Annotated in this window: 22 protein-coding genes and 1 pseudogene; 15 read left to right on the top strand and 8 right to left on the bottom strand. The window is 62.0% G+C overall.

Annotated features, from left to right (window positions below):
• Nucleotides 1-376 (bottom strand): annotated as a pseudogene (locus HJC00_RS19385) (universal stress protein); the annotation flags it as partial.
• A 186-nt stretch (nucleotides 377-562) separates the two neighbouring features.
• Here HJC00_RS19385 and HJC00_RS19380 point away from each other — a divergent pair.
• On the top strand, nucleotides 563-862 hold the full coding sequence (locus HJC00_RS19380; RefSeq protein WP_210633409.1) for a hypothetical protein: 300 nt from the start codon (nucleotides 563-565) through the stop codon (nucleotides 860-862).
• Between the two features lie 9 nt (nucleotides 863-871).
• On the opposite strand, the gene HJC00_RS19375 is transcribed toward HJC00_RS19380, so the two are convergent.
• Nucleotides 872-1,243 carry a hypothetical protein gene (locus HJC00_RS19375; protein WP_210633410.1) on the bottom strand — a complete coding sequence of 124 codons (372 nt, stop codon included), beginning with the start codon at nucleotides 1,241-1,243 and terminating at the stop codon, nucleotides 872-874.
• 237 nt (nucleotides 1,244-1,480) lie between these two features.
• Here HJC00_RS19375 and HJC00_RS19370 point away from each other — a divergent pair, with 237 nt between their 5' ends.
• Nucleotides 1,481-2,737: a DUF4010 domain-containing protein gene (locus HJC00_RS19370; RefSeq protein ID WP_221147270.1), complete on the top strand. Its 1,257-nt coding sequence runs from the start codon at nucleotides 1,481-1,483 to the stop codon at nucleotides 2,735-2,737.
• 104 nt (nucleotides 2,738-2,841) lie between these two features.
• Here HJC00_RS19370 and HJC00_RS19365 read toward each other — a convergent pair whose 3' ends face one another.
• From HJC00_RS19365 to HJC00_RS19355, 3 genes are all read right to left on the bottom strand, one after another.
• Nucleotides 2,842-3,102 (bottom strand): hypothetical protein, encoded by a 261-nt coding sequence (locus tag HJC00_RS19365; RefSeq protein WP_221147269.1) that lies wholly within the window; start codon nucleotides 3,100-3,102, stop codon nucleotides 2,842-2,844.
• 142 nt (nucleotides 3,103-3,244) lie between these two features.
• Nucleotides 3,245-3,829: a cysteine hydrolase family protein gene (locus tag HJC00_RS19360; protein ID WP_210633413.1), complete on the bottom strand. Its 585-nt coding sequence runs from the start codon at nucleotides 3,827-3,829 to the stop codon at nucleotides 3,245-3,247.
• Between the two features lie 77 nt (nucleotides 3,830-3,906).
• The gene (locus HJC00_RS19355; RefSeq protein WP_221164499.1) at nucleotides 3,907-6,276 is read right to left on the bottom strand and encodes a bifunctional diguanylate cyclase/phosphodiesterase; all 2,370 of its coding nucleotides are present in this window, start codon (nucleotides 6,274-6,276) and stop codon (nucleotides 3,907-3,909) included.
• A 118-nt stretch (nucleotides 6,277-6,394) separates the two neighbouring features.
• Here HJC00_RS19355 and HJC00_RS19350 point away from each other — a divergent pair, with 118 nt between their 5' ends.
• Complete coding sequence (locus HJC00_RS19350; protein WP_210633415.1) at nucleotides 6,395-7,201, top strand: transporter substrate-binding domain-containing protein; 807 nt, start codon at nucleotides 6,395-6,397, stop codon at nucleotides 7,199-7,201.
• A gap of 101 nt (nucleotides 7,202-7,302) precedes the next feature.
• Here HJC00_RS19350 and fdhA read toward each other — a convergent pair whose 3' ends face one another.
• Nucleotides 7,303-8,493, bottom strand: coding sequence for a formaldehyde dehydrogenase, glutathione-independent (fdhA, locus tag HJC00_RS19345; RefSeq protein WP_020922845.1), 1,191 nt, complete (start codon nucleotides 8,491-8,493; stop codon nucleotides 7,303-7,305).
• 717 nt (nucleotides 8,494-9,210) lie between these two features.
• Here fdhA and HJC00_RS19340 point away from each other — a divergent pair.
• Entirely contained in the window at nucleotides 9,211-9,648 is a 438-nt protein-coding gene (locus tag HJC00_RS19340; RefSeq protein ID WP_210633416.1) for a hypothetical protein, read from the top strand.
• 149 nt (nucleotides 9,649-9,797) lie between these two features.
• Here the strand turns inward: HJC00_RS19340 and HJC00_RS19335 are convergent, their stop codons facing one another.
• Complete coding sequence (locus tag HJC00_RS19335; RefSeq protein ID WP_210633417.1) at nucleotides 9,798-10,694, bottom strand: DMT family transporter; 897 nt, start codon at nucleotides 10,692-10,694, stop codon at nucleotides 9,798-9,800.
• Between the two features lie 112 nt (nucleotides 10,695-10,806).
• Here HJC00_RS19335 and HJC00_RS19330 point away from each other — a divergent pair, with 112 nt between their 5' ends.
• On the top strand, nucleotides 10,807-11,682 hold the full coding sequence (locus tag HJC00_RS19330; RefSeq protein ID WP_210633543.1) for a LysR substrate-binding domain-containing protein: 876 nt from the start codon (nucleotides 10,807-10,809) through the stop codon (nucleotides 11,680-11,682).
• On the opposite strand, the gene HJC00_RS19325 is transcribed toward HJC00_RS19330, so the two are convergent.
• Nucleotides 11,657-12,649 carry a GlxA family transcriptional regulator gene (locus HJC00_RS19325; protein WP_221164498.1) on the bottom strand — a complete coding sequence of 331 codons (993 nt, stop codon included), beginning with the start codon at nucleotides 12,647-12,649 and terminating at the stop codon, nucleotides 11,657-11,659. The two genes, HJC00_RS19330 and HJC00_RS19325, sit on opposite strands and share 26 nt — an antisense overlap.
• 104 nt (nucleotides 12,650-12,753) lie before the next feature.
• Here HJC00_RS19325 and HJC00_RS19320 point away from each other — a divergent pair, with 104 nt between their 5' ends.
• From HJC00_RS19320 to HJC00_RS19275, 10 genes are all read left to right on the top strand, one after another.
• The gene (locus tag HJC00_RS19320) at nucleotides 12,754-13,656 is read left to right on the top strand and encodes a 3-keto-5-aminohexanoate cleavage protein (RefSeq protein ID WP_221164497.1); all 903 of its coding nucleotides are present in this window, start codon (nucleotides 12,754-12,756) and stop codon (nucleotides 13,654-13,656) included.
• Nucleotides 13,657-13,663: 7 nt separating this feature from the next.
• Complete coding sequence (locus HJC00_RS19315) at nucleotides 13,664-15,154, top strand: carnitine 3-dehydrogenase (RefSeq protein ID WP_210633420.1); 1,491 nt, start codon at nucleotides 13,664-13,666, stop codon at nucleotides 15,152-15,154.
• A 10-nt stretch (nucleotides 15,155-15,164) separates the two neighbouring features.
• A complete protein-coding gene (locus tag HJC00_RS19310; protein WP_210633421.1) occupies nucleotides 15,165-16,325 on the top strand; it encodes an acyl-CoA dehydrogenase family protein in 1,161 nt (386 codons plus the stop codon).
• 4 nt (nucleotides 16,326-16,329) lie between these two features.
• The gene (locus HJC00_RS19305) at nucleotides 16,330-18,384 is read left to right on the top strand and encodes an acetate--CoA ligase family protein (RefSeq protein WP_221164496.1); all 2,055 of its coding nucleotides are present in this window, start codon (nucleotides 16,330-16,332) and stop codon (nucleotides 18,382-18,384) included.
• A 6-nt stretch (nucleotides 18,385-18,390) separates the two neighbouring features.
• Complete coding sequence (locus HJC00_RS19300) at nucleotides 18,391-19,173, top strand: carnitinyl-CoA dehydratase (protein ID WP_210633423.1); 783 nt, start codon at nucleotides 18,391-18,393, stop codon at nucleotides 19,171-19,173.
• A gap of 116 nt (nucleotides 19,174-19,289) precedes the next feature.
• A complete protein-coding gene (locus HJC00_RS19295) occupies nucleotides 19,290-20,879 on the top strand; it encodes an ABC transporter substrate-binding protein (RefSeq protein ID WP_221155694.1) in 1,590 nt (529 codons plus the stop codon).
• A 94-nt stretch (nucleotides 20,880-20,973) separates the two neighbouring features.
• Entirely contained in the window at nucleotides 20,974-21,981 is a 1,008-nt protein-coding gene (locus HJC00_RS19290; protein WP_221155695.1) for an ABC transporter permease, read from the top strand.
• Complete coding sequence (locus tag HJC00_RS19285; RefSeq protein WP_210633426.1) at nucleotides 21,978-22,805, top strand: ABC transporter permease; 828 nt, start codon at nucleotides 21,978-21,980, stop codon at nucleotides 22,803-22,805. Before HJC00_RS19290 ends, HJC00_RS19285 begins: the two co-directional genes overlap by 4 nt.
• The gene (locus HJC00_RS19280) at nucleotides 22,798-24,429 is read left to right on the top strand and encodes an ABC transporter ATP-binding protein (protein ID WP_221164495.1); all 1,632 of its coding nucleotides are present in this window, start codon (nucleotides 22,798-22,800) and stop codon (nucleotides 24,427-24,429) included. The genes HJC00_RS19285 and HJC00_RS19280 overlap by 8 nt, the downstream gene beginning before the upstream one ends.
• A 20-nt stretch (nucleotides 24,430-24,449) precedes the next feature.
• Complete coding sequence (locus tag HJC00_RS19275; protein ID WP_221164494.1) at nucleotides 24,450-26,453, top strand: CocE/NonD family hydrolase; 2,004 nt, start codon at nucleotides 24,450-24,452, stop codon at nucleotides 26,451-26,453.
• Nucleotides 26,454-26,550 lie beyond the last annotated feature (97 nt).

Genomic DNA, 26,550 nt, shown 5'->3' with positions numbered 1-26,550 from the left:
GTTTGCGGAGGTCTTCGTCTCGGGCCGCCTGCCGCCCGATCAGGACGACGTCGGCATAGAGTGCCCTTTCGGCAATATCTTCGTCGGCCCATGCGAATTCCGTGTAGACGTCCTGGACTTCGTAGGAGATCTCGCTTCGGTCGAGAATATCCTTGATCTCCGCAGCCTTGTCGGAGAGCGCGTCGATCTCGCGCTGGCGTTCATCAAGCCAGACAGAAGAGATGGTGTTATAATTACCGATCGTTGGTGCAGTTCCCAAGGAGATCACCAGCGCATTCAAATGCGCGCCATGGGCGCTGCAGAAGTCGATTGCGGTTTTGAGATCTTCCTCGAACTGATGAACGCTGAGGATGCTGAGTACCGTCCTGATGGTCATGTCGATATACCTCTCTGGTTGGATAGGAAAAGGATAGTCACCATCGCCCCGGGTTCCTTGACCTTCGTCAAAGCGATATCGATTTCCGCCCTGTAGGCTGCTTCTCGATTGACAGGCGTGGCCGTGGACGTCCCGATCGCGGAATTCGGAGAGGTGCAGGGCCTGTCATCGGTTAGGAGGCCGTAAATGCTGTCGACGGAACGAGACTTCAAACGGGGCGGCGAGCGGTTGCCCATTCCTTCACAAGGTGAAGTCGAAGGCAAGCTTCTCATGTTCGAAGCGATTGCCGTCACCTGTTTGCAGGAGCTTGTCGCCAAAACGGAATCGCGCCTGGTCCCGAGGCTTCGCCGGAGACTTATCCGTAATCTGAAGGAGCGGTGCGCCCCATTGAAGCTTTGCGCGGATGACGAAAAGGCAGCAGAGGAGTTCGCGCTCCAACTGTTGAACGCAGCCCTGGAAAAAGCAGAAGACGAGATAGCGGGCTGAGCGGACGCCTCAAGCGCAGGTTCGAGCGCCCAAGTCCTTGACCGTCTCATCCGCCAGTTTGCGCACGACCTTTGCGGAGACCACCCCCATTTTCGAGGAGATCCCGGCCAGTCGCGCGGTCTCTCGAGGCGCCTCGGCCAAGGCATTCTGTGCAAAGTCGGCCACGACCTCGAACGTATCGTTCAGTTCGGCACTTTCGGCGAGGTCGTCCAGGAAGGTCTCGTAAAGTTGAAGCCGACGCCGGAATGAAGTCAGTAGTTCGATCTGACAACGCAGCATCATCCGCGACGCCTCGATGTTCAGTCTGTAGGCGGCGAGGAAAAGATTTCTAGCAGAAGCAGGCAGCGCCTGCTCCGGTATCAAAAGCGCGTTATCGACCATGGCGGAATCCTCTCGTCTCGTTCAAGATTATCGTCGCGGCGAAAGATCTCGTTGATCTACATCAAGCGGACTCTGCTCACTGCAACGGCACAATCAGATGGGGTGATTGAGCAATCGCAATGACCGGGCCGCATGGGTGTGGATGGCTTCCAGGAACAGGGAGAGGGAAATGCATGCTCATGGCATATCGGGCAGAAGATCTCCGGGAGGCGGCGCCGACAAAAACTGGACCTTCGGATGATGACTTCATTGGTGACGGCTGATGCATTCCAGCGCCTCAGTCTTGCACTTGCGATCGGCATACTCGTCGGCATCGAACGTGGATGGCAAGAACGCGAGGCCCCGCCGGGCAAGAGAGTGGCGGGTATCCGGACCTATGGCCTCTCGAGTTTCCTCGGCGGCTTTTGCGGCTTCCTGCAACCTATTGCGGGGCCGATCCTGCCGACGGCCATCTTCGTATTCTTTTGCATCACGATCCTTGTCTTCAGCCGCATGCAGGCGCTGCGGGAGGGTGACTACAGCGCAACCGGCGCCATTGCCGCGATCACGGTGTTCGCGCTCGGTTTCGGAGCCGTCGTTGCAGATATGACGACGATCGCGGCGAGCGCGGTCGCAATGACGGCACTTCTGGCGGCGCGGGAGCCACTGCACGGATTTCTGCGGAAATTGACCTGGCTCGAGTTGAGAGCCGCCCTGATCTTGTTGACGATGACCGTCGTCATTCTTCCAATTCTTCCCAATGAGGCGGTCGATCCCTGGCAAATGATCAACCCCTTCGAGCTGTGGATGCTGACCATATTCGTGGGGGCGGTTTCATTTGTGGGCTATGTCATGATCCGGCTCACCGACGCCAGAGCCGGACTGCTCCTGACGGGCGCCTGTGGGGGTATCGTTTCCTCGACGGCCTTGACCCTTTCCTTTGCCCGACAGTCCAAGCAGATTCCCGCGCTCTCGCCGCTGCTTTCAGCCGGAGCGATGATGGCGGGGGCGGTATCCCTGAGCCGGGTGCTTTTGATTTGCGGTGTCATCGCACCGGCGGTGATGGCGGAGCTTGCGGCATTGCTCGGCCCGGGTGCGGCGGCGCTTGCCATCGGCGGTGGCTTGGCCGGCTTGTCGCCGCGCGCCGGTGACAGTCCCGACTTTTCACCGAAAAATCCGCTGGAGGTGAACGTCGTCCTGCGCTTTGCTCTTCTTCTTGCCACCGTCACCATCGTGACGCGGGCGGCTTTGGAATTCTTCGGAACCCAGTCGCTGGGGGTGGTCGCCTTCATCACAGGGCTGGGCGATCTCGATGCGATAACGCTTTCGATCGCGAAGCTCCCGAACCTGCCGGCGGATGCGGCTGCACAAGCCATAGCGGTTGCTGCCTTCGCCAATCTTCTTGCGAAAACAGCGCTTGCAGCAAGCGCGGGAAGCCTTGGCTATGCGGTTCGGCTCGCCATGGTGAGCGGTATCGCGGTGCTCGCCGGTGCCGCCGGCTCGTTCCTGACGTAGGCGGATGATCTCGCCGTTGGCGATGATGCTTGGCGTTCGATCGCGTTGGATCTGACGCGCCGCTTCCTATGCGAGCCTCACCACGTCAGGGAGGCGAGCGGCACTCATGCGACAAGGTCGGCTGCATGAATTCTGATGCGCCCATCGCGCTCGAAATCGCCGCGATCGAATTTCGCGCAGGCAATCCGGCTGAAAAGGCCGATGTTTTCCTGAAGCCGGCTTTCGTCGCAACGCGGCGGCTGGGCAACCTCCAGAAGGGCCTCCCTGTCGATAACGACCATCTGGTTCGTGCCGCCCGCATCCATAACCAGCAGGGCTTCCTCGCCGGACGACTTCATCATTCCACTGATCAGCTTCAAAGACATTGCTTATCTCCGGACCGGTTGATCTCGCAAACCTGCCACAACACGCGCTGCCGGGCTCCTCGGACAGGCTGCCCGGAAAACGTATGCCGGCGCGGAAAGACCAGCCTTGATACACATCAATAAAGATCGCGGAAAAGGCTTCTCAGCCAAGGCCGCTCAAGAATTCATCGGTTTCCATGAGCTCCAGCTGCACGGAAAAGCGGTCGTGCAGAAGTTCCAGCGATGCGTCATAGGTGTCGTCGGCGCTGCTGCAGACGGCGTCCTTCAGCATGATGACACGATAGCCGAGATCGATGGCGCCGAGCGTAGCGGCAAGCACGCAGACGTCCGTTTCCCCACCGGTAATCACAAGGGTGTCGACGCGTTCCGATTGCAGGATGTTATGAAGGCGGCCGTCGATCCAGGGGGAATAGGTGCGTTTGTCGAAATATCTTGCCGGCGGAACATGCGAGGCGAGCGAGGAAGCCAGTTCGACGAGGCCACGCGGAAGATGTTCGCCTGTCATCATCCACCATTTCCGGTAATAATCGCGCCATTTTCCCGGCATCGCGTCCGCATGCTGGGGTGGCACGAAACGGGTGAAGATCGTTCGGGCTGGATAGCGGCCGGCGAGTTCCTCGATCTGAGGGGAGATCCGGGCCATCCATGGAACGTGCCATGGCGTGTCTTCGGCAAACATCCGCTGCATGTCGACGCAAAGGTGCCGCCACTCGCCGATCTCGCCCATCGCATCCTCCGTTCGTCTTTGGGCGCGAACCGCTGCCCGGAGCGAAAGTTCCCGACGGCCGGAAGATCAGGAGATGGTCAGGCAATGGCTCCTGGAACGATCGTCCGTAAGGCGGCGCTGCTTTCGGGTTTGCCGAAGCAGTCGAGTTCGCGAAGCGGAACCGGTTTGGAGAAGAAGTAGCCCTGGAGGTCGGTGCAGCCGAGGGCGGCCAGAAAGTCCCTTTGATATTCGGTTTCGACCCCTTCGGCCGTCGTCGAAATGCCGAGGTTGCGGCTGAGCGTGACGATGGCGCCGATGATGGCCGCGCCGTTGGCTTTTGCGCCCAGCTGGGAAACGAAGGAACGATCGATCTTGATGCGGTCTATGTCGAAGCGGACAAGATGGCTGAGGCACGAAAAGCCGGTCCCAAAATCATCCAGCGAAATCTGAACTCCGCGGCCGCGCAGTGATTTCAGGACCGAATAGACATCCGAGCTATCCTCGATCAGCGAGGACTCGGTGAGTTCGAGCTCCAGGCGAGACGGCGGCAAGCCGGTCTCTTCAAGCACGGCGAAGACCTCCTCGGCGAAGTTGGGCCTTCTCAGTTGGGAGGGAGACACATTCACCGCCACAAAGGTGTCTCCAGGCCACTTGCAGGCAGCCCTGCAGGCTTCGCGCAGCACCCAGACACCGAGGGCATCGATGAGGCCCCCTTCCTCGGCCGCAGGGATGAAGCTGGCAGGCGTCAACAGTCCGCGCTGATTATGACGCCAGCGCACGAGAGCCTCCGCGCCAGACGCGGAGTATCCGCCCTCGGCGCGATGCACTGTCTGGTAGTAGACCTCGAGCGACCCGAAGTCCGGTCTGTTGCCGATTGGACCGGGTTGTGGAGCACCAGCCGACAAGGCCGCGCTCTTCGCCAGAACATCCCGCAATTCGTTCTTGAGGACGTCGCGCGCATTCCTGCCGCCGTCCATGGATGGCGAGTAGACGCGCCACTGACCTCTTCCGCCCACCTTAGCCTCATAGAGCGCGACATCGGCATAACGCATGAGATCGTCGGCATTGCGCCCGGCATCCGGCACGACGGTGACGCCGATCGAGCCGCCGACCCGGGCGACCGCTTCGCCCCTCAAAAGCGGGAAGGGTTTGCCGAGTTCGGCAACGATCGCTTCGCAGATGGACGGCAAGAGTTGATCATCTCTGATGTTCCGGAGAAGCAGGGCAAACTCGTCCCCGCCGAGCCGGGCAAGCGTGTCGTCCGGACGAAGCAACGCATGGATCCGCTCCGCAGCCATTCTGATGAGTTCGTCGCCGGCAGCATGCCCGAAGGTGTCGTTCACCGCCTTGAAGCGGTCGAGGTCGAGAAGCGCCACGGCCGACCGCTCGGCAGAATTGCGTGTATCGGCCAGGCACGCCTCGAACCGCATCGCGAACAAGGCGCGGTTGGGAAGGCCGGTCAGCACGTCGTGCAAGGCGAGCTGCCTGGCATGCAGCTCGCTTTTCTTCAATTCGCCGAGACTGCTTCGCAGGCGCACGAGCAGAACCGAAAACAGGACCGCTATCACCAGGGCGGCGATCGAAAGCGCCGGCATCAAGCGGCCGATCACTCTCGAACCAGGAAGATCAGGCCGCCATACGATAAAGCCAATCGGTTCGCCGTTTGCCGTTGCGTCGATCTGGAACGCAACCTCGTTTTCATCAGCGTCGGCCGTTCGCGCGAAGCGCGCGCCGTTGAGGCCTTGCTGCCGGCTCAACTCGTCGAGCGCCGCGCCGTCGAGAAACCGCACGACGATCAGGAATTGCCGCATCGGCTGTGGTTGCCCCTCGGCCGCTTCGTTGACGGCAACGACGCCCACGATCGTCGGCCGGCCTTCGAGCCGCATCAGATTGGCCAGTGCATGGTTCGAGCGGGCGGTGTTGGCCGCTCGACTTTCCAATGATGATGAGGTCCGTTCGCTGGAAGCGGTGCCGTGGTTCGCCGTCAGGCGCGCGTCTTTAAGGAGAGGCAGAAAGAGCGGTCTCATCCAGCGATAGCGCTTTTCGGTTTCGGCGTCGGTCAGCATGACCAGCTGCGCCTTGTCATCGACGACGAAGGCCTGGTCATAGCCGAATGCCGACATCGCAGTGTGGCTGATGGCACTCCCGGCCGCCGCCGTGAGAACGGTATCGAGGCTGGAGGAAACTCCGGCTGCCCGGGAGGCCGGATAAACGCCGGAGAGGTAGCCATTGCCGAACTGGCCGATGACATGCGCGACTTGATCGACCTGTTCCCTGAGGCGCGCATTGACAAGCTGGCGTTGTCGATCAAGGGCTGCCGCATCGCTCTCGGTTCCCGCCCAGAGTGCGGAAAGCACGACCAGTCCGATCGCTCCGAGTCCGCTGACAGCGATCAGGAATAGAATTCTCCCTGAAGCGATCCAGGATTGCTGAAACGAATTGGAGCTGGAAGGGACAACGATGTGCAAGCCTAAACCCCTGAACCCACCACGGGCGCATTCGTGGACGGTAACAAACAAGCGTTCACGTAGAATTAAAGGCTGGGGCGCACTATGGCGGAGACTACGTCACAAGGAGTTTCCGACGATGTTGCGTCTATCCTTTCGGACTATACTGCGCGCAGCGCTCATGGCGGGCGGTTTGGTCGTCCTTCTTGCCGCCACCTCGCCGCTGCAGCTGGCGGCGCAAGATCGTACGCCTCTGAGAGTTGCGGTCGAAGGTGCATTTCCGCCCTTCAATTACCTTGATGCAAATAACCAGCTGCAAGGCTTCGACATCGATATTGCCAATGCCCTTTGCGACGCCGGCAAGTTCGAATGCCGGTTCGTCATCGAAAAATGGGACGACATGATCCCCGATCTCGTCGCCGGCAAATACGACGCGATCATCTCGTCCATGTCGATGAGCCTGGAGCGCCGCCAGAAAGTCGCTTTTACCGAGCAATATTACACCAGCCCGTCGGTGTTCATCGCCCGCAAGGACTCGCCGATCAACGACGTCAGCCCTGCCGCCCTCAGCGGCAAAAGGCTCGGGGTGACATCGTCCACGGCGCAGGAATCCTATGCCAACCACCTCTATCCGGAGTTGAAGAAGACGGTTTTCCGGTCTTCGCCGGAATTATACAAAGGTCTGTCGGACGGGCGCGTCGACATCATCCTTGAGGATAAGCTTGCCATTTATGACTGGATCGCCAACACGAAGGCGGGAACCTGCTGCGAATTCAAGGGACCGGATCTGGTCGACGTCACCTATTTCGGCGAAGGTGCGGGGATCGCCTTGCGCCTGGATGACAAGGAGCGTCTTGCGCGCCTGAACGAGGCCTTGAAGGCCATCAAGGCCGACGGGACCTACGACATGATCAACGCCAAGTATTTCCCGTTCAGCATCCAGTAGTTCTGCCGTAAACCTCTGGCAATCGATCGGTTCAGACCGTTACGGCGCCGCGCCTGCGAAGACAGGCGCGGCGCCGTAAATCTTGTCTTCAGGCCTTGGCGTCAGGCGGCTTTCGCGACCTCTCCATGCGGATCGAGGACATACTTCGTTGCCGCGCCATGGTCGAAACTTTCATATCCAGCGGCGGCATCGTCGAGCGGGATGACCTTGGCGTTGACGATGTCGGCGATCGGCAACCGGTCGTGGAGGATCGCCTGCATGAGCTGGCGATTATATTTGAGCACCGGAGTCTGTCCGGTGTGGAAGGACTGCGCCTTGGCCCAGCCGAGACCGAAGCGAAGCGAGAGATTGCCGTGCTTGGCGGCATTGTCGACGGCGCCCGGATCCTCGGTGACGTAGAGGCCGGGGATGCCGATCGAGCCTGCGGCGCGGGTGATCTCCATCATCTGGTTGAGCACGATCGCCGGCTGTTCCCCGCCGGAATGGCCACGTGCCTCGAAGCCGACCGCGTCGATCGCGCTGTCAACCTCGTTGCTGCCGACGACCTCGGCAATCATGTCGCCGAGACGATCGCTCTTGGAAAGATCGATGGGTTCGAAACCAACCTTCGCGGCATGCGCCAGGCGATCCTTGTTGAAATCGCCGATCATGACGACGGCGGCACCGAGGATGCGAGCCGAAGCCGCAGCCGCTAACCCGACAGGACCGGCACCGGCGACATAGACGGTCGAGCCGACGCCGACGCCCGCGCGCACTGCGCCATGAAAGCCGGTGGGCAGAATGTCGGAAAGCATGGTGAGATCGCGGATCTTCGCCATCGCCTTGTCGCGATCTGGAATTTTCAGCAGGTTGAAATCGGCATAGGGAATGGTGACGTAGCGGGCCTGTCCGCCGATCCAGCCCCCCATGTCGACATAACCGTAAGCGCCGCCGGCGCGCGCCGGGTTCACCGTCAGGCAGACGCCGGTATCCTGGGATTTGCAGCAGCGGCAACGGCCGCAGGCGACGTTGAAGGGCACCGAAACGATATCGCCGATTTCGAGCATCTCGACGTCGACGCCTTTCTCGATGATTTCGCCGGTGATTTCATGGCCGAGGATCAGGCCCGGCATTGCCGTCGTGCGGCCGCGGACCATGTGCTGATCGGAGCCGCAGATATTGGTGGAGATAACCTTCAGGATCACGCCGTGCTCAATGCGGCGGCCATCGGGCGCTTCCAGCTTCGGATCGTCGATATCGCGGACTTCGACCTTTCCCGGCCGGAGATAGACGACGCCTCTATTCTTGCTCATGGATTCCTCCCATGTGTTGAATGCCTCGAACTGCAACCAATGCAGTCGACGACAACTATTCCTCCGGCCTGCCTCCTCTGCAGTCCGGTATTCAGATCGCCGCATCGGGCGATATTTCGAATTTCGCAGATAGGCGGGGACAGGCGGGATCGAGGAGAGAGTGAGCACGATAGGTCTGGCCTGTCGTTCCGATCGTCATATCCCGCCGCAATCCAGAGATCTGCTGCGCAAAGAGCTGGTTCGGGCTCCAGAACCTCCTTTCGATCCGTCTCGATCTGCGGATGTCAATCCAGCGACCGCTTTCAGGACTTCAGTTCTACCACCGCTACGGGGCAGCGCGCCGGCGGCTGGCCAGCCTCGCATGTTCATGTCGCCAGCTTAAGAGGCAGCGCCGTGAACATGACCAGAAAACCATGCCTGATCGAAAACGGCGCCCAAAAAAACGACATGAGTGACACTCAAGGCGACAGTCCGCCAAGTCGCAACGGCTTCCAGCGGAAACGATAGATTGACCTCGCGAATACGGCAGTTTTCCGGATCGCTCCGGATGATAGGATCGCAACCGTCGGGCTTCCCCTGCTAAACTCGTGGCACCTGTAATCACATCTTTTGGCCCGCGGCAGATGTCGTTTTCAATCGTGATTGGACTTCGGCTGTGACCTGAGCGAGGCTGTTTTTGGGAGCGGACCATCTATTTTTCCGGGATAGGAGGCCGAAATGGAACAGCATGCACTCGAGCAGTTGAAAACGATCGCGAAGGTCAGCACGACCTATAATCGCCTTGAAATGACGAGGCGCGAACGGCTTGAACGGTGGGCCGACAGTCTGGAACGCAGCCCCAGGCCGTTTCTCAAGACGCTTCACGAAACCGAGTATCAGCCGATTGCAGATCGGCTTGCGTTGCGGGATGACGACACTCCGATCTCTGTTGCGTTCGCTGATCCCATTCTGCGGGCGGCAGGAATGGAAAATGACAGCTATGGAGAAGCCAGGCGGTTCTTCGAACTCAGCGATGAGCAATTGCACGACCTGGTCTGCTTTTGTCATTTCGGGGAACGCGTCAGCGCTGCAACACTAGCTCGCCGCGTACGAAAAATGGCGGCTCACAAACCAGGCGGGTTTTTCGCTCAGCTTCGTGCGTTCTTTGGTAATTGAGGCCAAGGCCACCTGGAGCTGCAAAGGGCTAGCCGTGCCGCCGGGTGGAACGGCCGCCACGGCAATCGCTTGGTCGCTCATCGGCGCATGAGCGAACACTGCCTAACCCGTCGCGTCAGTGGACTGGAGGATAGGCGGCAGCTAGCCGCCTACGGCCGGCGGTCCCGGTTGAAGTCGACCGCCGTGTGCCAGAACACGGCGCCGATGATGATTGCGCCACCGAAATAGGTGGCGATCGGCGGCTGCTCGGAAAACAACAGCCATACCCAGAAGGGCGTCAGCACGATTTCCATCGTGCCGATCAGCGCCGCCTCCGCCGGCGGCATCCGCTTTGCCCCGGCAAGGAAGAGCACCAGTGCCAGCGAGAAGTTGGTCGCGCCGAAGGCGGCAAGGACGATCCAGTTGTGCAGATCGAGCGAGCCGACCGAGCCGAAGGGCGCGAAGATGACGAGAGTGAGGAAAGCGCTGACGACGGTTGGCGGCAGGCTCGGCACATCGGGGCTGATGCGCGGAATGATGATGACGAGCGCGAAGGAGGCCGTCATGCCGAGCGCCAGCAGGTCCCCCCAGCCCGTGCCGCCGCCGATCGACGAAGCGACGATGATGCCGACGCCGAAGAGGGAAACGGCGCCGGCAATCATCGTCCGCCTGGCCACTCTCTCCTTGAGGATGAGCCAGCCGAACAGCGCCGCGATGAAGGGCGTCGTCGCATAGATCATCGTCACATTGGCGACGGTGGTCATGTAAAGCGCCCCGATGAAGCATCCCTGACTGAAGGTCTGGCATGCGATCATTGCAAGTCCCGACGGATGGAAGACAGAGCGCCATTGCCGCCGCGAGATGCCCCCTTCGAGGAAAAGGCAGGGGATCAGCAGGAACAGGCCTCCGAACAACGACCGCCAGGCGATCGCCGTCCACACGTCGGTGGTCAGGAGCCGCGAGTAAACACCGCTCGCGCTCCAGGCAAGGGTCGCGGCAATGATGAGAAGCACACCCTTCTCGTGCTCGCTGCCTGCGAGGTCTCTGGCCGGATTTTCAATGGTCACGCGGATGGTCTCAATGAAGGAAGTCGAACGCCGCCCATTTCTGCGCCAGCAATTGACATTAGACAAACGAATAGTAGTGATGGCTATCATCGAGTTTTTCTATGGCTTGCCAATGCACGAGGCTATCGAAAGCGACCTTCTCAGAACCTTTTTGGTCGTGGCCGAGACGTCGAACTTCTCCGCGGCCGCGCAGCGAATCGGGCGCACGCAATCGGCCGTCAGCACCCAGATCAAGAGGCTCGAGGCGGCGATCGGCGAGCCCCTCTTCGAGCGCGGCGCCCGCGGCGTGCAACTCACGCGCCCGGGTATACAGCTCGTGCCCTATGCCCGCAGGGTCATCGATCTGCTGAACGAGGCCGCCGCGACGATCCGCAGCAAGCCGCTGGACGGGCCAGTGCGCATCGGAATTCCCGAGGAATACAGCCAGACGGTTCTGCCCGCGGCGCTTGCGGCTTTCGCTGTGCGTCACCCGGCCGTCGAGGTCACTGTCTCCTGTGATTATACGTCGCGCAACCTTGCCGCTCTGGAGCGGGACGAACTCGATCTGGCCGTCGTTTTCGACTGGAGCGACCAGACGAAAGGTGAGGTCATCTGCATCGATCCCACAGTCTGGGTCACCTCGATGGTCCACCGGCTGCACGATCTCGACCCCCTCCCCATTGCGACCTATCGCAACTCCACCTGGTCACGTGATTTTGCGCTCCGGTCGCTGGAGCAGATCGGCCGCAACTACCGCATCGCTTTCATCGCCGATACGGGATCGGGACTGAAGAATGCGCTGACCGCGGGCCTTGCCGTGACAACACTTTCCCGCAGCAGCATCCCGCCCGGCTGCCGGGAGCTGACCGCCGAAGATGGTTTCCCGACAGTTGATTCCTCAAAGGTCGTGCTCCGCCGCAGCACCTACCGTTCCACCGAAGCCATCCGCGAGCTCGCCGAGATGATCCGGGACGCGTTCCAGCCTACGTCGCCGCTGCCGATGGCGTGATGCGGCGGCGCAGGCGGCGCCGGGTCTCGGACGGGCTTTCGGAGAAACTCGCCCGGTAGCTTCTGGCAAAGGCCGAGGCCGAATTGAAGCCGGTTGCCGCCGCGATGTCGGCGAAGGAGGCCGTCGTCTCGATCACCTTGCGGCGCGCCGCGTTCAGGCGCAGCGCGAGATAATGCACATGCGGCGGCACGCCGATGCTCTGCTGGAAGAGATCCTGCAGATGCCGGGCGCTGATGCCCACCTTTCGGGCGATCCGCGCCAGGATCAGAGGCTGCTCGATATGTTCTTCCATAAGCCGCACCGCCTGCGCCACGCGGGGATCGTGCATGCGCAATCCTGGCGAGGCGGCGGAAAGCGGCTCTTCGGCATGAAAGGAGGGCTGCTCGTAGCGGAACAGCCGGCTGACTTCGAGCGCCAGCGAATAACCTTGGCGCTGCCGGATGATCTCCAGCATCAGGTCGACGGTCGGAAGCGAGCCTGATGTCGTCAGCCGCTTGCCGTCGATGACGAAACGATCCTTGACGGCCCGCACCTCCGGATAGGCGAGCGCAAAATCCTCGTAATCCTCCCAATGGACGGTCGCCGGCAATCCGTCGAGCAGGCTTGCTTCGGCCAGCAGCCATGTGCCGGATTCGATGCCGGCGATGACCGTGCGGTGGCGGGCGGCCTGCGAGAGCTGCATCTTCAGCGCCGGCGTTGCGCTTTGGTGCCAGTTGTAACTGGCCAGCACGAAAAGCGGCGTCTCCTCGCTCGTTGCCCTGAAGGTGCCTTGGGCCGGAATGGCGATATGGCTGGTGGTCGGGACCGGCGCCCCGTCCGGCGTCAGCAGCCGCCAGCGATAGAGTTCGCTGCCGGAGATGCGATTGGCGCCGCGCAGCGGCTCGATGACCGACGCGATCAGGATCAGGTTGGTATCCGGCAGGACGAGAAGGTCGATATCGAGCCGTTCCGTTGATCGCTGCAGCAAGGCCACCTCCATGAGTTCTGATAATGTATCAAGATCTTCTGAAAGTGCAAAGCATCCTCCTCGATGCTGTCGCGTAATGGAGACAAGACTGGGAGAACAAAAACATGCCTCTAGCGATGAACCGCGATGTCTTCATCACCTGCGCCGTCACCGGTGCCGGCGATACGGTTTCCAGATCCAGCCACGTTCCCATCACTCCCAAGCAGATCGCGGATTCCGCGATCGACGCCGCCAAGGCTGGGGCGGCCGTTGTTCACTGCCATGTCCGCGATCCGGAAACGGGGGCGGCCAGCCGCCGCAACGATCTCTACAAAGAGGTCACCGACCGCATCCGTTCGGCCGATGTCGACGTCGTCCTCAATCTCACTGCCGGCATGGGCGGGGACCTGATCTTCGGCGATGTCGAAAGCCCCCTTCCCCTCAATGCGAGGGGTACTGACATGGCGGGCGCCAGCGAGCGCGTCAGCCATGTCGCCGAGTGCCTGCCGGAGATCTGCACGCTCGACTGCGGCACGATGAACTTCAACCTCGGCGACTATGTCATGACCAACACGCCGACCATGCTGCGGGCGATGGCAAGCAAGATGACGGCTCTTGGCGTGCGGCCCGAAATCGAAGCCTTCGACACCGGCCACCTCTGGTTCGCCAAGCAGCTCGCCGAGGAGGGGCTGATCGAAGACCCGGTGCTGATCCAGCTCTGCATGGGCATTCCATGGGGCGCGCCTGACGATCTCAACACCTTCATGGCGATGGCCAACAATGTGCCCGAGAGCTGGACCTTCTCGGCCTTTTCGATCGGCCGCAACGCCATGGCCTATCCGGCTGCGGCGGTTCTTGCCGGCGGCAATGTGCGTGTTGGCCTGGAGGACAATCTCTTCATCGGCAAGGGCCAGCTCGCCACCAATGCGCAGCTCGTCGAAAAGGCGGTGCAGGTGGTGGAAGGCATGGGCGCGCGGATCATCGGTCCGGAAGATGTCCGCAAGAAGCTGAAATTGACGAAACGCTGAGGATATCATGACCAAGATCAGCAAGGCGGCCTGTATCGGCGGCGGCGTCATCGGCGGCGGATGGATTGCCCGTTTCCTGCTCGCCGGCATCGACGTCGATGTGTTCGATCCGCACCCGGAGGCGGGCCGCGTCGTCGGCGAAGTGATTGCCAACGCCGAAAAGGCCTATGCCATGCTGACCGGCGCGCCGCTGCCGCCGCGCGGCAGGCTGACCTTTTGCGGGACGCTCGAGGAAGCCGTTGCCGATGCCGACTGGATTCAGGAAAGCGTGCCGGAAAGGCTCGACCTCAAACGCGGCGTGTTGACGCAAATCGACGCCGCGGCGCGTCCCGACGCATTGATCGGCTCTTCTACCTCTGGACTGTTGCCGACCGATCTGCAGCGCGACATGAAACATCCCGAACGTCTCTTCGTCGCCCATCCCTACAACCCGGTCTATCTGTTGCCGCTCGTCGAAATCGTCGGCGGCGAGAAGACTTCCGGGGCGACCATCCAGGCGGCGATGGACAGACTGCCGCCGATCGGCATGAAGGGCGTCCACATCGCCAAGGAGATCGAGGCCTTTGTCGGCGACCGGCTGCTGGAAGCTCTCTGGCGCGAGGCCTTGTGGCTCATCCATGACGATATCTGCACCGTCGAGACGCTCGACGACGTTATCCGCTATTCCTTCGGCCTGCGCTGGGCGCAGATGGGCCTGTTCCAGACCTACCGCATCGCCGGCGGCGAGGCCGGCATGCGGCATTTCCTGGCGCAGTTCGGCCCTTGCCTTGCCTGGCCCTGGACCAAGCTCACCGATGTCGTCGATCTCGACGATGCGCTGATCGAAAAGATCGGCCGGCAATCCGACGAGCAGGCCGCCGGCCTTTCGATTCGCGAGCTCGAACGCATCCGCGACGAAAACCTCGTCGGCATCCTCCAGGCTCTCAAGGGGGGCCACGGCGGCCGGGGATGGGGCGCCGGCAAGCTGCTGAAGGATTTCGAGCAGTCGCTCTGGGCGCGGGGCGGCAGCGCGGCCGCGTCCTTCGATCCTTCGAAGCCGCTGCGGCTTGTCGAAACGAAGGTAAGCCCTGCCTGGGTCGACTATAACGGCCACATGACCGAGCACCGCTATCTGCAGGTTTTCGGTGACACCTCGGACGCCCTGTTGCGTCTCGTCGGCGTCGACCTTGGCTATGTCGAGGCAGGCCACAGCTACTATACGGTGGAAAGCCATATCCGCCATCTCGGCGAGGCAAAACTCGGGCAGGCGATCCATTCGACCTGCCAGGTGCTGGCCGCCGATGACAAGCGGCTGCATGTCTTCCACACTCTCTACGACACGGCGTCGGGCGAGGCTCTCGCGACCGCCGAGCACATGCTGCTGCATGTCGACAGCAAGGCAGGCAGGGCCGTGCCGGCGCCGGCCGCTGTGCTCGACAAGATCAAGGCGATCGCCGCGGCACATTCGGAATTGACGCTGCCCGAAGGCGCCGGTCGTCACGTCGGCCAGAGGCGATAGGAGGAGCGGCATGGATTTCGGTCTCAGCGAAGAACAGGAAATGATCGCCGACACGGTTCGCGCCTTTGTCGAAACCGAAATCTACCCGCATGAAAACGAGGTGGAGCGCAGCGGCATCGTCCCGCCGGAACTCGGGCGCGAGATCCAGCGCAAATGCATCGAACTCGGCTTCTACGCCTGCAATTTCCCCGAAGAGGTCGGTGGCGCCGGCCTCGATCACGTCACCTTCACGCTGGTCGAGCGGGAGCTCGGGCGTGGCTCCCTCGGGCTGACGGTTTTCTTCGGCCGACCGTCCGGCATCCTGATGGCCTGCGAGGGCGAACAGCGCGAGCGTTACCTGCTGCCGGCGGTGCGCGGCGAGAAGATCGATGCGCTTGCCATCACCGAGCCGGATGCCGGTTCCGACATGCGCGGCATGAAATGCGCCGCCCGCCGCGATGGCGGCGATTTCGTATTGAACGGCACGAAGCATTTCATCTCGCATGCCGACGTCGCCGATTTCGTCATCGTCTTTGCCGCGACCGGCGAGGAGGAAACGCCGAAAGGCATCAAGAAGAAGATCACCGCCTTTCTGGTGGATCGCGGTACGCCGGGCTTTCAAATCCTCAAAGGCTACGATTCCGTTTCGCATCGCGGCTATCACAACTCGACGCTCAGCTTCGAAGATTGCCGCATTCCTGAAGCCCAGGTGCTGGGCGAGGTGCATCGCGGCTTCGATATCGCCAATCAGTGGCTTTACGGCACCCGGCTGACGGTCGCCGCCACCTGCGTCGGTCGGGCGCGCCGCGTCTTCGAAATGGCCTTGCCCTATGCCGCCGAGCGCAAGCAGTTCGGCAAGCCGATCGGCGCCAATCAGGGCGTGTCGTTCAAGCTTGCCGATATGATCACCGAGATCGACGCGGCCGACTGGCTGACGCTTGCGGCCGCCTGGCGGCTCGACGCCGGCCTTGCCGCCGACCGGCAGATCGCTTCGGCCAAGCTCTATGCCTCCGAAATGCTTGCCCACGTGACGGATGAGGCGATCCAGATCTATGGCGGCATGGGCCTGATGGACGACCTGCCGCTTGCCCGTTTCTGGCGCGACGCACGCGTCGAGCGCATCTGGGACGGCACCTCCGAGATCCAGCGGCACATCATCAGCCGCGACCTGCTCCGGCCTTTGGGAGCATGAGCCGATGACATCTCGCCCGCTTGACCGCCTGCTCAGACCGCAAACGATCGCCGTCTTCGGCGGCCGCGAGGCGCGCAGGGTGATCGAGCAATGCGACCGCATGGGCTTTTCAGGCGCGATCTGGCCCGTCCATCCCAAACTCGACGAGGTGCTTGGACGGCGGTGTTACCGCTCCGTATCCGATCTGCCTTCTGCCCCGGACGCCACTTTCGTCGGCGTCAACAGGACGCTCACCGTCGAGATCGTGCGCAGCCTTTCGCGGGCGGGCGCCGGTGGAGCGGTCTGTTATGCATCGGGCTTCAGCGAGGCGACGGCGGAACTTGCCGACGGCGCCGAACTGCAGCAAGCCCTTTTGGAGGCGGCGGGCGACATGCCGATTCTCGGGCCGAACTGCTACGGGCTGATCAACGGTCTCGACGGCGCCCTGTTATGGCCCGACCAGCACGGCATGAAGCGCATCGAATGCGGCGTCGCGATCCTCACACAGTCATCCAATATCGCCCTCAACCTCACCATGCAGGCCCGCGGCCTGCCGATCGCCTATATGGTGACGGCAGGCAACCAGGCGCAGACATCGCTTGCCGATATCGCCTGCGCACTGATGGAGGATCGGCGCGTCACGGCGGTCGGCCTTCATGTGGAAGGTTTCGGCGACCTCTCGGCCCTCGAGCGCCTTGCCGCCATCGCCCGCCGGTCGAAGAAGCCGGTCGTCTTGCTGAAGGTGGGCAGGTCCGAGCAGGCTAAAAAGGCGGCCGTGTCGCACACCGCCTCGCTTGCCGGCAGCGATGGCGTGGCGGATGCCGTGCTCGCCCGCCTCGGCATCGGCCGTGTCCAGAGCCTGCCGGCGCTCATCGAAACCCTGAAGCTGCTGCATGTCGCAGGCCCTCTGCCAAGCCATTCGATCTCATCCATGAGCTGCTCCGGTGGCGAGGCTTCGCTGATGGCGGATGCCGCCGTCGGCCGCAGGATAGAATTCCCACCCCTGCAGCCGCAGCAATTGCCGCGTCTGCGACAGGTTCTCGGCGAGATGGTGGCGCTTTCCAATCCGCTCGACTACCATACCTTCGTCTGGGGCGATTTCGAACGCCAGACCGAAGCCTTCAGCGCCATGTTCGACGGCGGCTATGCCCTCAATCTCGTCGTCCTTGATTTTCCGCGCGGGGACCGCTGCGATGCGGCCGAATGGGCGACGACGGCGGACGCGGTTATCGCCGCGGCCTCTGCCACCGGTGCGCTGGCCGGCCTTCTGGCGACCCTTCCCGAGAACATGCCCGAGTCGATCGCCGATCGGCTGATGGCGAATGGTATCGTCGCCTTCTCCGGCATCGACGAAGCTATCATAGCGGCGGAAGTCGCCGCCGGTATTGGCAAGGTCTGGGATCGCCCGCCTCCCCTGCCGCTGCTCGACGTGCCGCCCATGGACGGCGAAATCGAGACGCTGACGGAAGCCGATGCGAAGACGGAACTTGCTGCCTGCGGCCTTCCTGTTCCCCGGGGGCTGCAGGCTTTTTCTCCCCGTGAAGCCGCCGAGCAGGCCGAGCGGCTCGGTTTTCCCGTCGTGCTGAAGGGTCTCGGCATTGCGCACAAGACCGAGGCCGGCGCCGTCGTACTCAACCTCAAAGATTCAGAGGCGGTGTCGAATGCGGCGGCGGCGATGCCGCCGAATGGCGGTTATCTCGTCGAGAAGATGATTGATCCGCCGGTCGCCGAGCTCATTGTCGGCGCCAGCCGCGACCCGGTCTTCGGATTGTCGCTGACATTGGGAGCGGGCGGAATCTTCGTCGAACTGCTCGAAGATTCCGTCATCCTGCCGCTTCCGGTGACGAAAGCCGATATTTGTGCGGCGATTTCATGCCTTAAAATCGCAAAGTTGATCCATGGCTATCGCGGACGCCGGCGCGGCGATATTGAAGCCACTATAGACGCCGTCGCAGCTACGGCAGAATATGTCGTAAAGAATGCGGTGCGCCTGGAGGAACTGGACCTTAATCCCCTGATGGTTCTTCCCGAGGGGCGCGGTGTTGTTGCAGTCGATGCTCTCATACGGCGAAGGAGGTAGCATAGTTTGAGCGACCACATTCGTACACGACGTGACGGCGCAGTACTGGAAGTCGTCATCGACCGGCCGAAGGCGAACGCCATCGACCTGGCGACCAGCCGCGTCATGGGATTGATTTTCCGGGATTTTCGCGACGACCCTGAATTGCGCGTCGCCATCGTCACGGGTGCGGGCGAGAAATTTTTCTGCGCCGGATGGGATTTGAAGGCCGCCGCCGCTGGTGATGCGGTCGACGGTGACTATGGGGTGGGCGGTTTCGGCGGGCTGCAGGAGCTGCGTGACCTCAACAAGCCTGTCATTTGTGCAGTCAACGGCATCTGTTGCGGCGGCGGGCTGGAGATCGCGCTTTCGACCGATCTGATCATCGCCGCCGAGCATGCGACCTTCGCCCTGCCGGAAATCCGTTCGGGCACGGTCGCCGATGCCGCTTCGATCAAACTGCCGAAGCGCATCGCCTATCACATCGCCATGGACATGCTTTTGACGGGACGCTGGCTCGATGTTCACGAGGCGCATCGCTGGGGTTTCGTCAACGAGGTTCTACCGGCCGACCGGCTGATGGAAAGAGCCTGGGAGCTTGCCCGGTTGCTCGAAAGCGGGCCGCCGCTCGTCTATGCGGCGATCAAGGAAATCGTGCGCGAAGCGGAAGGTTCGACGTTCCAGACTGCCATGAACAAAATCACCAAGCGGCAGTTTGCGACAGTCGACCGGCTCTATTCGAGCGAAGACCAATTGGAAGGCGTGCGGGCGTTCGCCGAGAAGCGAAGCCCCATTTGGAAAGGACGATAAGAAGGCGGCAACAACCGCAATGTTTTCCCGCATGATGCGGGCACCGGAGGTGGAGAGGAAACCGCCTGCGATCCTGCCCGGAAGTTCTGTCAACGCACCAAAGAAGGAACTGGGGAATGAACGACTATACGAAATATCTCGCAAGCCGCGTCACCGCAGGCGGGCTCAGCCGCCGCGAATTCATCGGACGCGCCATGGCGGCCGGCATCACACTTGCCGTCGCCGACAAGCTCTTCACCGAAAGCGCCGAAGCCGCCGAACCGAAGCGCGGCGGCCACCTGAAGCTCGGCCTCGAAGGCGGTGCCGCCACCGATTCCAAGGACCCGGCGAAATTCCTGTCGCAGTTCATGTTCTGCGTCGGCCGCTGCTGGGGCGACATGCTGGTCGAATCCGACCCGCTGACGGGTGCCGCCGTGCCGGCGCTCGCCGAATCCTGGGAGCCCTCGAAGGACGCGGTGACCTGGACCTTCAAGATCCGCAAGGGCGTCAAGTTCCATAATGGCAAGGAACTGACGATCGACGACGTCGTGGCGACGCTGAATCGCCACACCGACAAAAAGTCGGAGTCCGGCGCGCTCGGTGTCCTCGGCTCGATCAAGGAGATCAAGGCGGACGGCGGCAATCTCGTGCTGACGCTCAGCGAAGGCAATGCCGACATGCCGCTGCTGCTGTCGGACTACCATCTGGTCATTCAGCCGAACGGCGGCGTCGACGATCCGCTTGCCTCGATCGGCACCGGCCCATACAAGCTGACGAGCTTCGAGCCCGGTGTGCGCGCCACCTTCGAAAAGAACAAGGACGACTGGCGCTCCGACCGGGGTTACGTCGATTCCATCGAAATCATCGGCATGAACGACGCCACCGCCCGTATCGCCGCGCTCTCGTCCGGACAGGTGCACTACATCAACCGTGTCGACCCGAAGACAGTCAACCTGTTGAAGCGCGCACCCAACGTCGAGATTCTCTCGACCGCCGGCCGCGGCCATTACGTCTTTATCATGCATTGCGACAAGGCGCCGTTCGACAATAACGACCTGCGCCTGGCGCTCAAATATGCCATGGACCGCGAAACCATGGTGCAGAAGATCCTCGGCGGTTACGGCAAGGTGGGCAACGATTTCCCGATCAACAGCACCTATGCGCTCTTCCCCGAGGGCATCGAGCAGCGCACCTACGACCCCGACAAGGCTGCCTTCCACTACAAGAAGTCAGGCCATAGCGGCTCGGTTCTCCTGCGCACCTCCGAAGTTGCCTTCCCGGGCGCCGTCGATGCGGCTGTCCTTTACCAGGAAAGCTGCAAGAAGGCCGGCATCGACATCGAGGTGAAGCGCGAACCGGGTGACGGCTACTGGACCAACGTCTGGAACGTCCAGCCTTTCTCGACCTCCTATTGGGGCGGGCGGCCGACACAGGATCAGATGTATTCCACCGCCTATCTCTCGACGGCGGACTGGAACGACACCAAGTTCAAGCGCCCCGACTTCGACAAGCTGCTGCTGCAGGCGCGCGCCGAGCTTGATGAAGCCAAGCGCAAGGACATGTATCGCACCATGGCAATGATGGTGCGCGACGAAGGCGGCGTGATCCTGCCGATGTTCAACGACTTCGTGAACGCCTCCACCAAGCAGGTGAAGGGTTATGTCCACGACATCGGCAACGACATGTCGAACGGCTACGTCGCAACGCGCGTCTGGCTGGACGCCTAGCGGCAAAGGCACACGCCCTCTCGATCTTCAACGAAGCCGGGACCGTGGGAAAAAACCCGCGGTCCTCCCGACGTTTCAGCGCTAGGTCTTCACCATGACCAATCCTGCCCAAAGCAATATCCTGCCCGGCCTCCGGTTCCGGCAGCGTTTTCCGCTGCTGGCCCTCATCCTCGAGCGCTTCGTGCTCAGCATCGTCCTGCTTTTTGCCGTCTCCATCCTGATTTTCGGCGGTTTGGAGGCTCTGCCCGGCGATTTTGCCACCACCTATCTCGGTCAGTCGGCGACGCCGCAGGCCGTCGCCAATATCCGTCAGGATCTCGGCCTCGATCGCCCGGTGACGACGCGCTACGTCGAATGGCTCGGCAGTGCCGTTCAGGGCGACTTCGGCACCTCCTGGGCCAGCAAGAACTCGGTGAGCGAGCAGATCGGCAAGCGCTTGGGAAATTCGCTCTTCCTGGCGGGTTTCGCGGCGGTCATATCGGTGCCGCTTGCCGTCGGCCTCGGCATGGTGTCGGTGCATTTCCGCAACCGGATGCCCGACAAGATCATCAACGTCATCTCGCTGGCGGCGATTTCGCTGCCGGAATTCTTCATCGGCTACCTGCTGATCCTCTTCTTCGCGGTGAAGTTCGGCATGGCGACCTTTCCGGCGACGGTCTATGACAGCATGGCTTTTTCTGAGCGATTGAAGGCGATCGCGCTTCCAACGGCGACCCTGGTGCTCGTCGTGCTGGCTCACATGATGCGCATGACGCGGGCGGCGATCCTCTCGGTCATGTCGTCGGCCTATATGGAGACCGCCGAACTGAAGGGCCTCAGCGCCTTCCGCTCGATCGTTAAGCATGCCGCTCCCAATGCGCTGGCGCCGATCATCAATGTCGTCGCGTTGAACCTCGCCTATCTCGTAGTCGGCGTCGTCGTCGTCGAGGTCGTCTTCGTCTATCCCGGCATGGGGCAATACATGGTCGATGCGGTGACGGTGCGCGATATGCCCGTCGTGCAGGCCTGCGGCCTGATCTTCGCCGCGGTTTACATCTTTCTCAACATGACGGCCGATATCCTCGCGATCATCGCCAATCCCCGGCTGAGGCATCCACGATGAGATTGAGAGACATCCCCATCACCGCCTGGATCGGCATGATCGGCATCGCCATCGCCTTCATTTTCGCCCTCTTCGCACCCTGGATCGCACCCTATGGCGAGACCCAGGTCGTCGGCGACGTCTGGGCGCCTGCCGACGCGAATTACGTCTTCGGCCTCGACAATCTCGGCCGCGACATCCTCTCGCGCCTAATCTTCGGCGCGCGCACGACACTGCTGGTCGCGTCCGCCGCCACCATCATCTCCTTCTCGCTCGGCATCATCCTCAGCTTCACCGCCGCCGTTTCGCGTGGCCTCATCGACACCGTCCTCTCACGATTCAATGATCTGATGATGTCGATCCCGACGCTGATCTTCGCGCTCGTGGTGCTTGCGGTGCTGCCGCAGAATATGATCGTGCTGATCCTGGTCATGGCGGTCCTCGATTCCACCCGCGTCTATCGTCTCGGCCGCGCCGTGGCGCTCGATGTCGCGGTGATGGAATTCGTCGAGGCCGCCAAGCTGCGCGGCGAAGGCAAGCTCTGGATCATCTTCCGCGAGATCTTGCCGAATACGCTGTCGCCGCTTCTCGCCGAGTTCGGCCTGCGCTTCGCCTTCTCCATCCTGTTTCTTTCGACCCTGTCCTTCCTCGGCCTCGGCATTCAGCCGCCGGCGGCCGATTGGGGCGGCATGGTCAAGGACAACAAGGACGGTATCATCTTCGGCATATCGGCCGCGCTGGTGCCGGGCTCGGCGATCGCCGCCCTTGCCGTCTGCGTCAACCTTGTCGTCGACTGGCTCCTGAAACGCACATCCAGCCTCAAGGGAGGGCGCGGCGATGCCTGAGCTTCTTTCCGTCCGCAATCTGAAGATCGAAGCGACCAGCTATCCGCCCGGCGAACCGCCGAAGCGGGTGACGATCGTCGACGGGGTTTCCTTCGATCTCCAGAGGGGCAAGGTCCTCGGCCTGATCGGGGAATCGGGTGCCGGCAAATCGACGATCGGCCTCTCGGCGCTGGCCTACGGCCGCGGCGGCGCCGAAATCACCGGCGGCGAGGTGCGGCTCGTCGGCACCGACATTCTGGCGCTCGGCAAGAACGGCATCCGAAAAATTCGCGGCGCAAGGGTCTGCTACGTCGCGCAATCGGCCGCAGCCGCCTTCAATCCGGCGCACAGGCTCGGCGATCAGGTGATCGAGGCGTCGGTCGAACATGGGTTGATGAGCAAGGACGAGGCGCGCAAACGTGCGCTTTACCTGTTTCGTGTCCTCGGCCTGCCCAATCCGGAAAACTTCGGTGAACGTTTTCCCCATCAGGTCTCCGGCGGCCAGCTGCAGCGCGCAATGACGGCGATGGCGCTCTGCTCGAACCCCGAATTGATCGTCTTCGACGAGCCGACGACGGCGCTGGACGTCACCACGCAGATCGACGTGCTGGCGGCGATCAAACATGCGATCGAGGAAACGCACACTGCCGCCCTCTACATCACCCACGATTTGGCCGTCGTCGCCCAGATCTCCGACGACATCATGGTGCTGCGTCATGGGAAACAGGTGGAATATGGCAGCGTCAAGCAGATCATCGAGGCGCCGCGGGAAGACTATACGCGTGCCCTCGTCAATGTCAGGCAGGCCTACCGCGACGAAGCCGCCGATCAGTCGTCAGCCCTTCTCAGGATAGAGAAGGTCAGCGCCGAATATTCCAACGGCTTCAAGGTGCTGCACGACATCTCGCTGCACGTGCCGAAGGGACAGACGCTTGCGGTCGTCGGCGAATCCGGCTCGGGCAAATCGTCCCTGGCGCGCGCCATTACCGGCCTTCTGCCGCCGAAGAGCGGGCGCATCCTCTTTGACGGCAAGCCGCTGATGCCCGATCTCAAGAGCCGGCCGAACGACGACCTCAGGCGCGTCCAGCTGATCTACCAGATGGCCGATACGGCGATGAACCCGCGCCAGACGGTGCGCGACATCATCGGCCGGCCTCTGACCTTCTATTATGGCCTGAGAGGCGCTGAGAAGACCGCCCGGGTGAAGGAATTGCTCGACCAGATCGAAATGGGCAACGGCTTCATCGATCGTTATCCGGCGGAGCTGTCCGGCGGCCAGAAGCAGCGCGTGGCGATCGCCAGAGCCCTGGCCGCCAAGCCCGAACTCATCCTCTGCGACGAGCCGACCTCGGCGCTCGATCCGCTGGTGGCCGAGGGTATCCTCAAGCTGCTGCTGCGCCTGCAGGAGGAAGAGCAGCTCTCTTATGTCTTCATCACCCACGATATCGCGATCGTCCGGGTGATCGCCGACAGCGTGGCGGTGATGCATCGTGGTAAGCTGGTACGGTTCGGCCCGAAATCTCAAGCGCTGTCGCCGCCTTTCGACGATTACACCGACCTGCTGTTGAAGTCGGTGCCGGAAATGGAAATCGGCTGGCTGGAACGAGTGCTTGCCACACGGCGCATGGAAAGCGCCGGCCACTGAATGTTAATGAAGGAGTGAGCATGGCCTCGCGCGGCTTCACCACCATCGAGAATGAGTGGATTGCCCTCAAGGATGGAACGCGGCTCGCCGCGCGCATCTGGATGCCAGACGGCGCGGCAGACGATCCCGTTCCCGCCGTCTTCGAATTCCTGCCCTATCGCAAGCGGGACGGAACCAGCCCCCGCGACGAGTCGACCTATCCGGTCTTCGCAGCCGCAGGCATTGCCGGCGTACGCGTCGACATCCGCGGATCGGGGGAATCGGATGGTGTCATCGATGGCGAATATACCGAGCGCGAGCTTGCCGATGCCTGCGAGCTGATCGCCTGGATTGCCGGGCAGCCTTGGTCGAACGGCGCGGTCGGGATGATGGGTATTTCATGGGGCGGCTTCAACAGCCTGCAGGTCGCGGCACTGCGTCCGCCGGCGCTCAAAGCCGTCATCTCGATCGCCTCGACCGTCGACCGCTACAATGACGACATTCACTACAAGAACGGTTGCCATCTCTCCGCCCAGCTTTCCTGGGCGGCGACCATGCTCGGCTATCAGTCGCGCCCGCCGGATCCTGCCCTTGTCGGCGAGCGGTGGAAGGAGATGTGGCTGGAACGCCTGGCCGGCGAGCCCTTCTTCATGGAGGAATGGCTGAGCCATCAACGGCGCGACGGTTTCTGGCGTCACGGCTCGATCTCGGAGGATTTTTCGAAGGTGGAGGTCCCGGCGCTGGTGATTGCCGGCTGGGCGGACGGTTACCGCAATACGCCTCTGATGGCGGTCGAAGGCCTCGGTGAAAAAGCAAAGGCACTGATCGGTCCCTGGGTCCACAAATATCCGCATTTCGCCTGGCCGAAGCCGCGCGTCGATTTTCATGGCGAAGCGATCGCCTGGTGGAACAAATGGTTGCGCGGCGAGGACAATGGCATCGACGGGCTGGCGCAGACCCGCGCCTATATTCTCGATGCGATCCGTCCTGCCGCACGCCGCGACAGCGATCCCGGGTTCTGGATCGCAAGGGATGTCTGGTCGCCACCGCACATGCAGTGTTTCTATGTCGAGCAATTCGGCCGGCTGACGGAGGGCATGCCGATCCCGCATGCGCGCGCGCATCCCGTCCATCTCCATTCTCCGCTCGACACCGGCACGGCATCAGGGGAATATTTCACGCTGAAGCCAGACGCCGAACTGGCGATCGATCAGCGCTCGGACGATGCCGGTTCGCTGGTCTTCGATACGATGCCGCTTGCCAACGATTGCGACTATCTCGGCCGGCCCGTGCTGACGCTTGCGCTGCGCGCTCATGCAAGGGGCGGCAATCTCTGCGCCCGCCTGATCGACGTCCATCCCGACGGCACGGCGACGCGTGTCGCCTTCGGCGTTCTCAATCTCACCCATCGCGACGGCAATGCGGATCCGAAACCGCTGGTGCCGGGCGAGACGGCGTCGATCCGGCTGGTGCTCGATGCCTGCGGTTACCGCTTCCGCAAGGGCCATCGCATCCGCCTTTCACTCTCCACCGCTTATTGGCCGATGATCCTGCCGCCGCCTGAAGACGAAGGGGTCGAGATCGATATCGCCTCGCTCGGCCTGGGTTTGCCGGTGATCGGCGACCATCGCCGGATCGACATCGAGGAACCGGCCAATCCCGATCCCTTGCCGAAATATATCGAGCACGCGGCCGCGGCGACGAAGCGGCAGGTCGTTCGCGACCTCTCGGCCAACCGGACGCAGTATCATATCCACGAGGATACCGGGCTCACCGAACATCCTGAGACCGGCCTGTCGACCCGGCAATTGCGGGAGGAGGTCTGGTCGATTGCACCGGATGATCCGCTGTCGATGACCGGCATGTCCACCTGGACCTGCGACATGCGCCGGCCTGGCTGGTTTGCCCGCACGGTCGCGACGGCGCGAATTGCCTGCACCGGGACCGAGTGGATCATCAGCGCCGTCGTCACGGCTTTTGAAGATGACGTGCAGATCTTCGAGAAGGTCTTTGCGGAGAAGCGGATCGCGCGCGACCTGATGTGATCGTTAGAGGCTTTCCGGGTTAGATTGCAGCATTCTGTTGGCTCAAACGGAGTCGGATGGTCGACCGGCCGGCGCGTGTCGTAGCCCGGCTCTACGG

The organism is Rhizobium sp. NLR22b (genome assembly GCF_019685295.1).
Taxonomy (GTDB): domain Bacteria; phylum Pseudomonadota; class Alphaproteobacteria; order Rhizobiales; family Rhizobiaceae; genus Rhizobium.
Note: the sequence above shows the minus strand (reverse complement) of the source record. Positions and strands in the feature narration are given on the sequence as shown.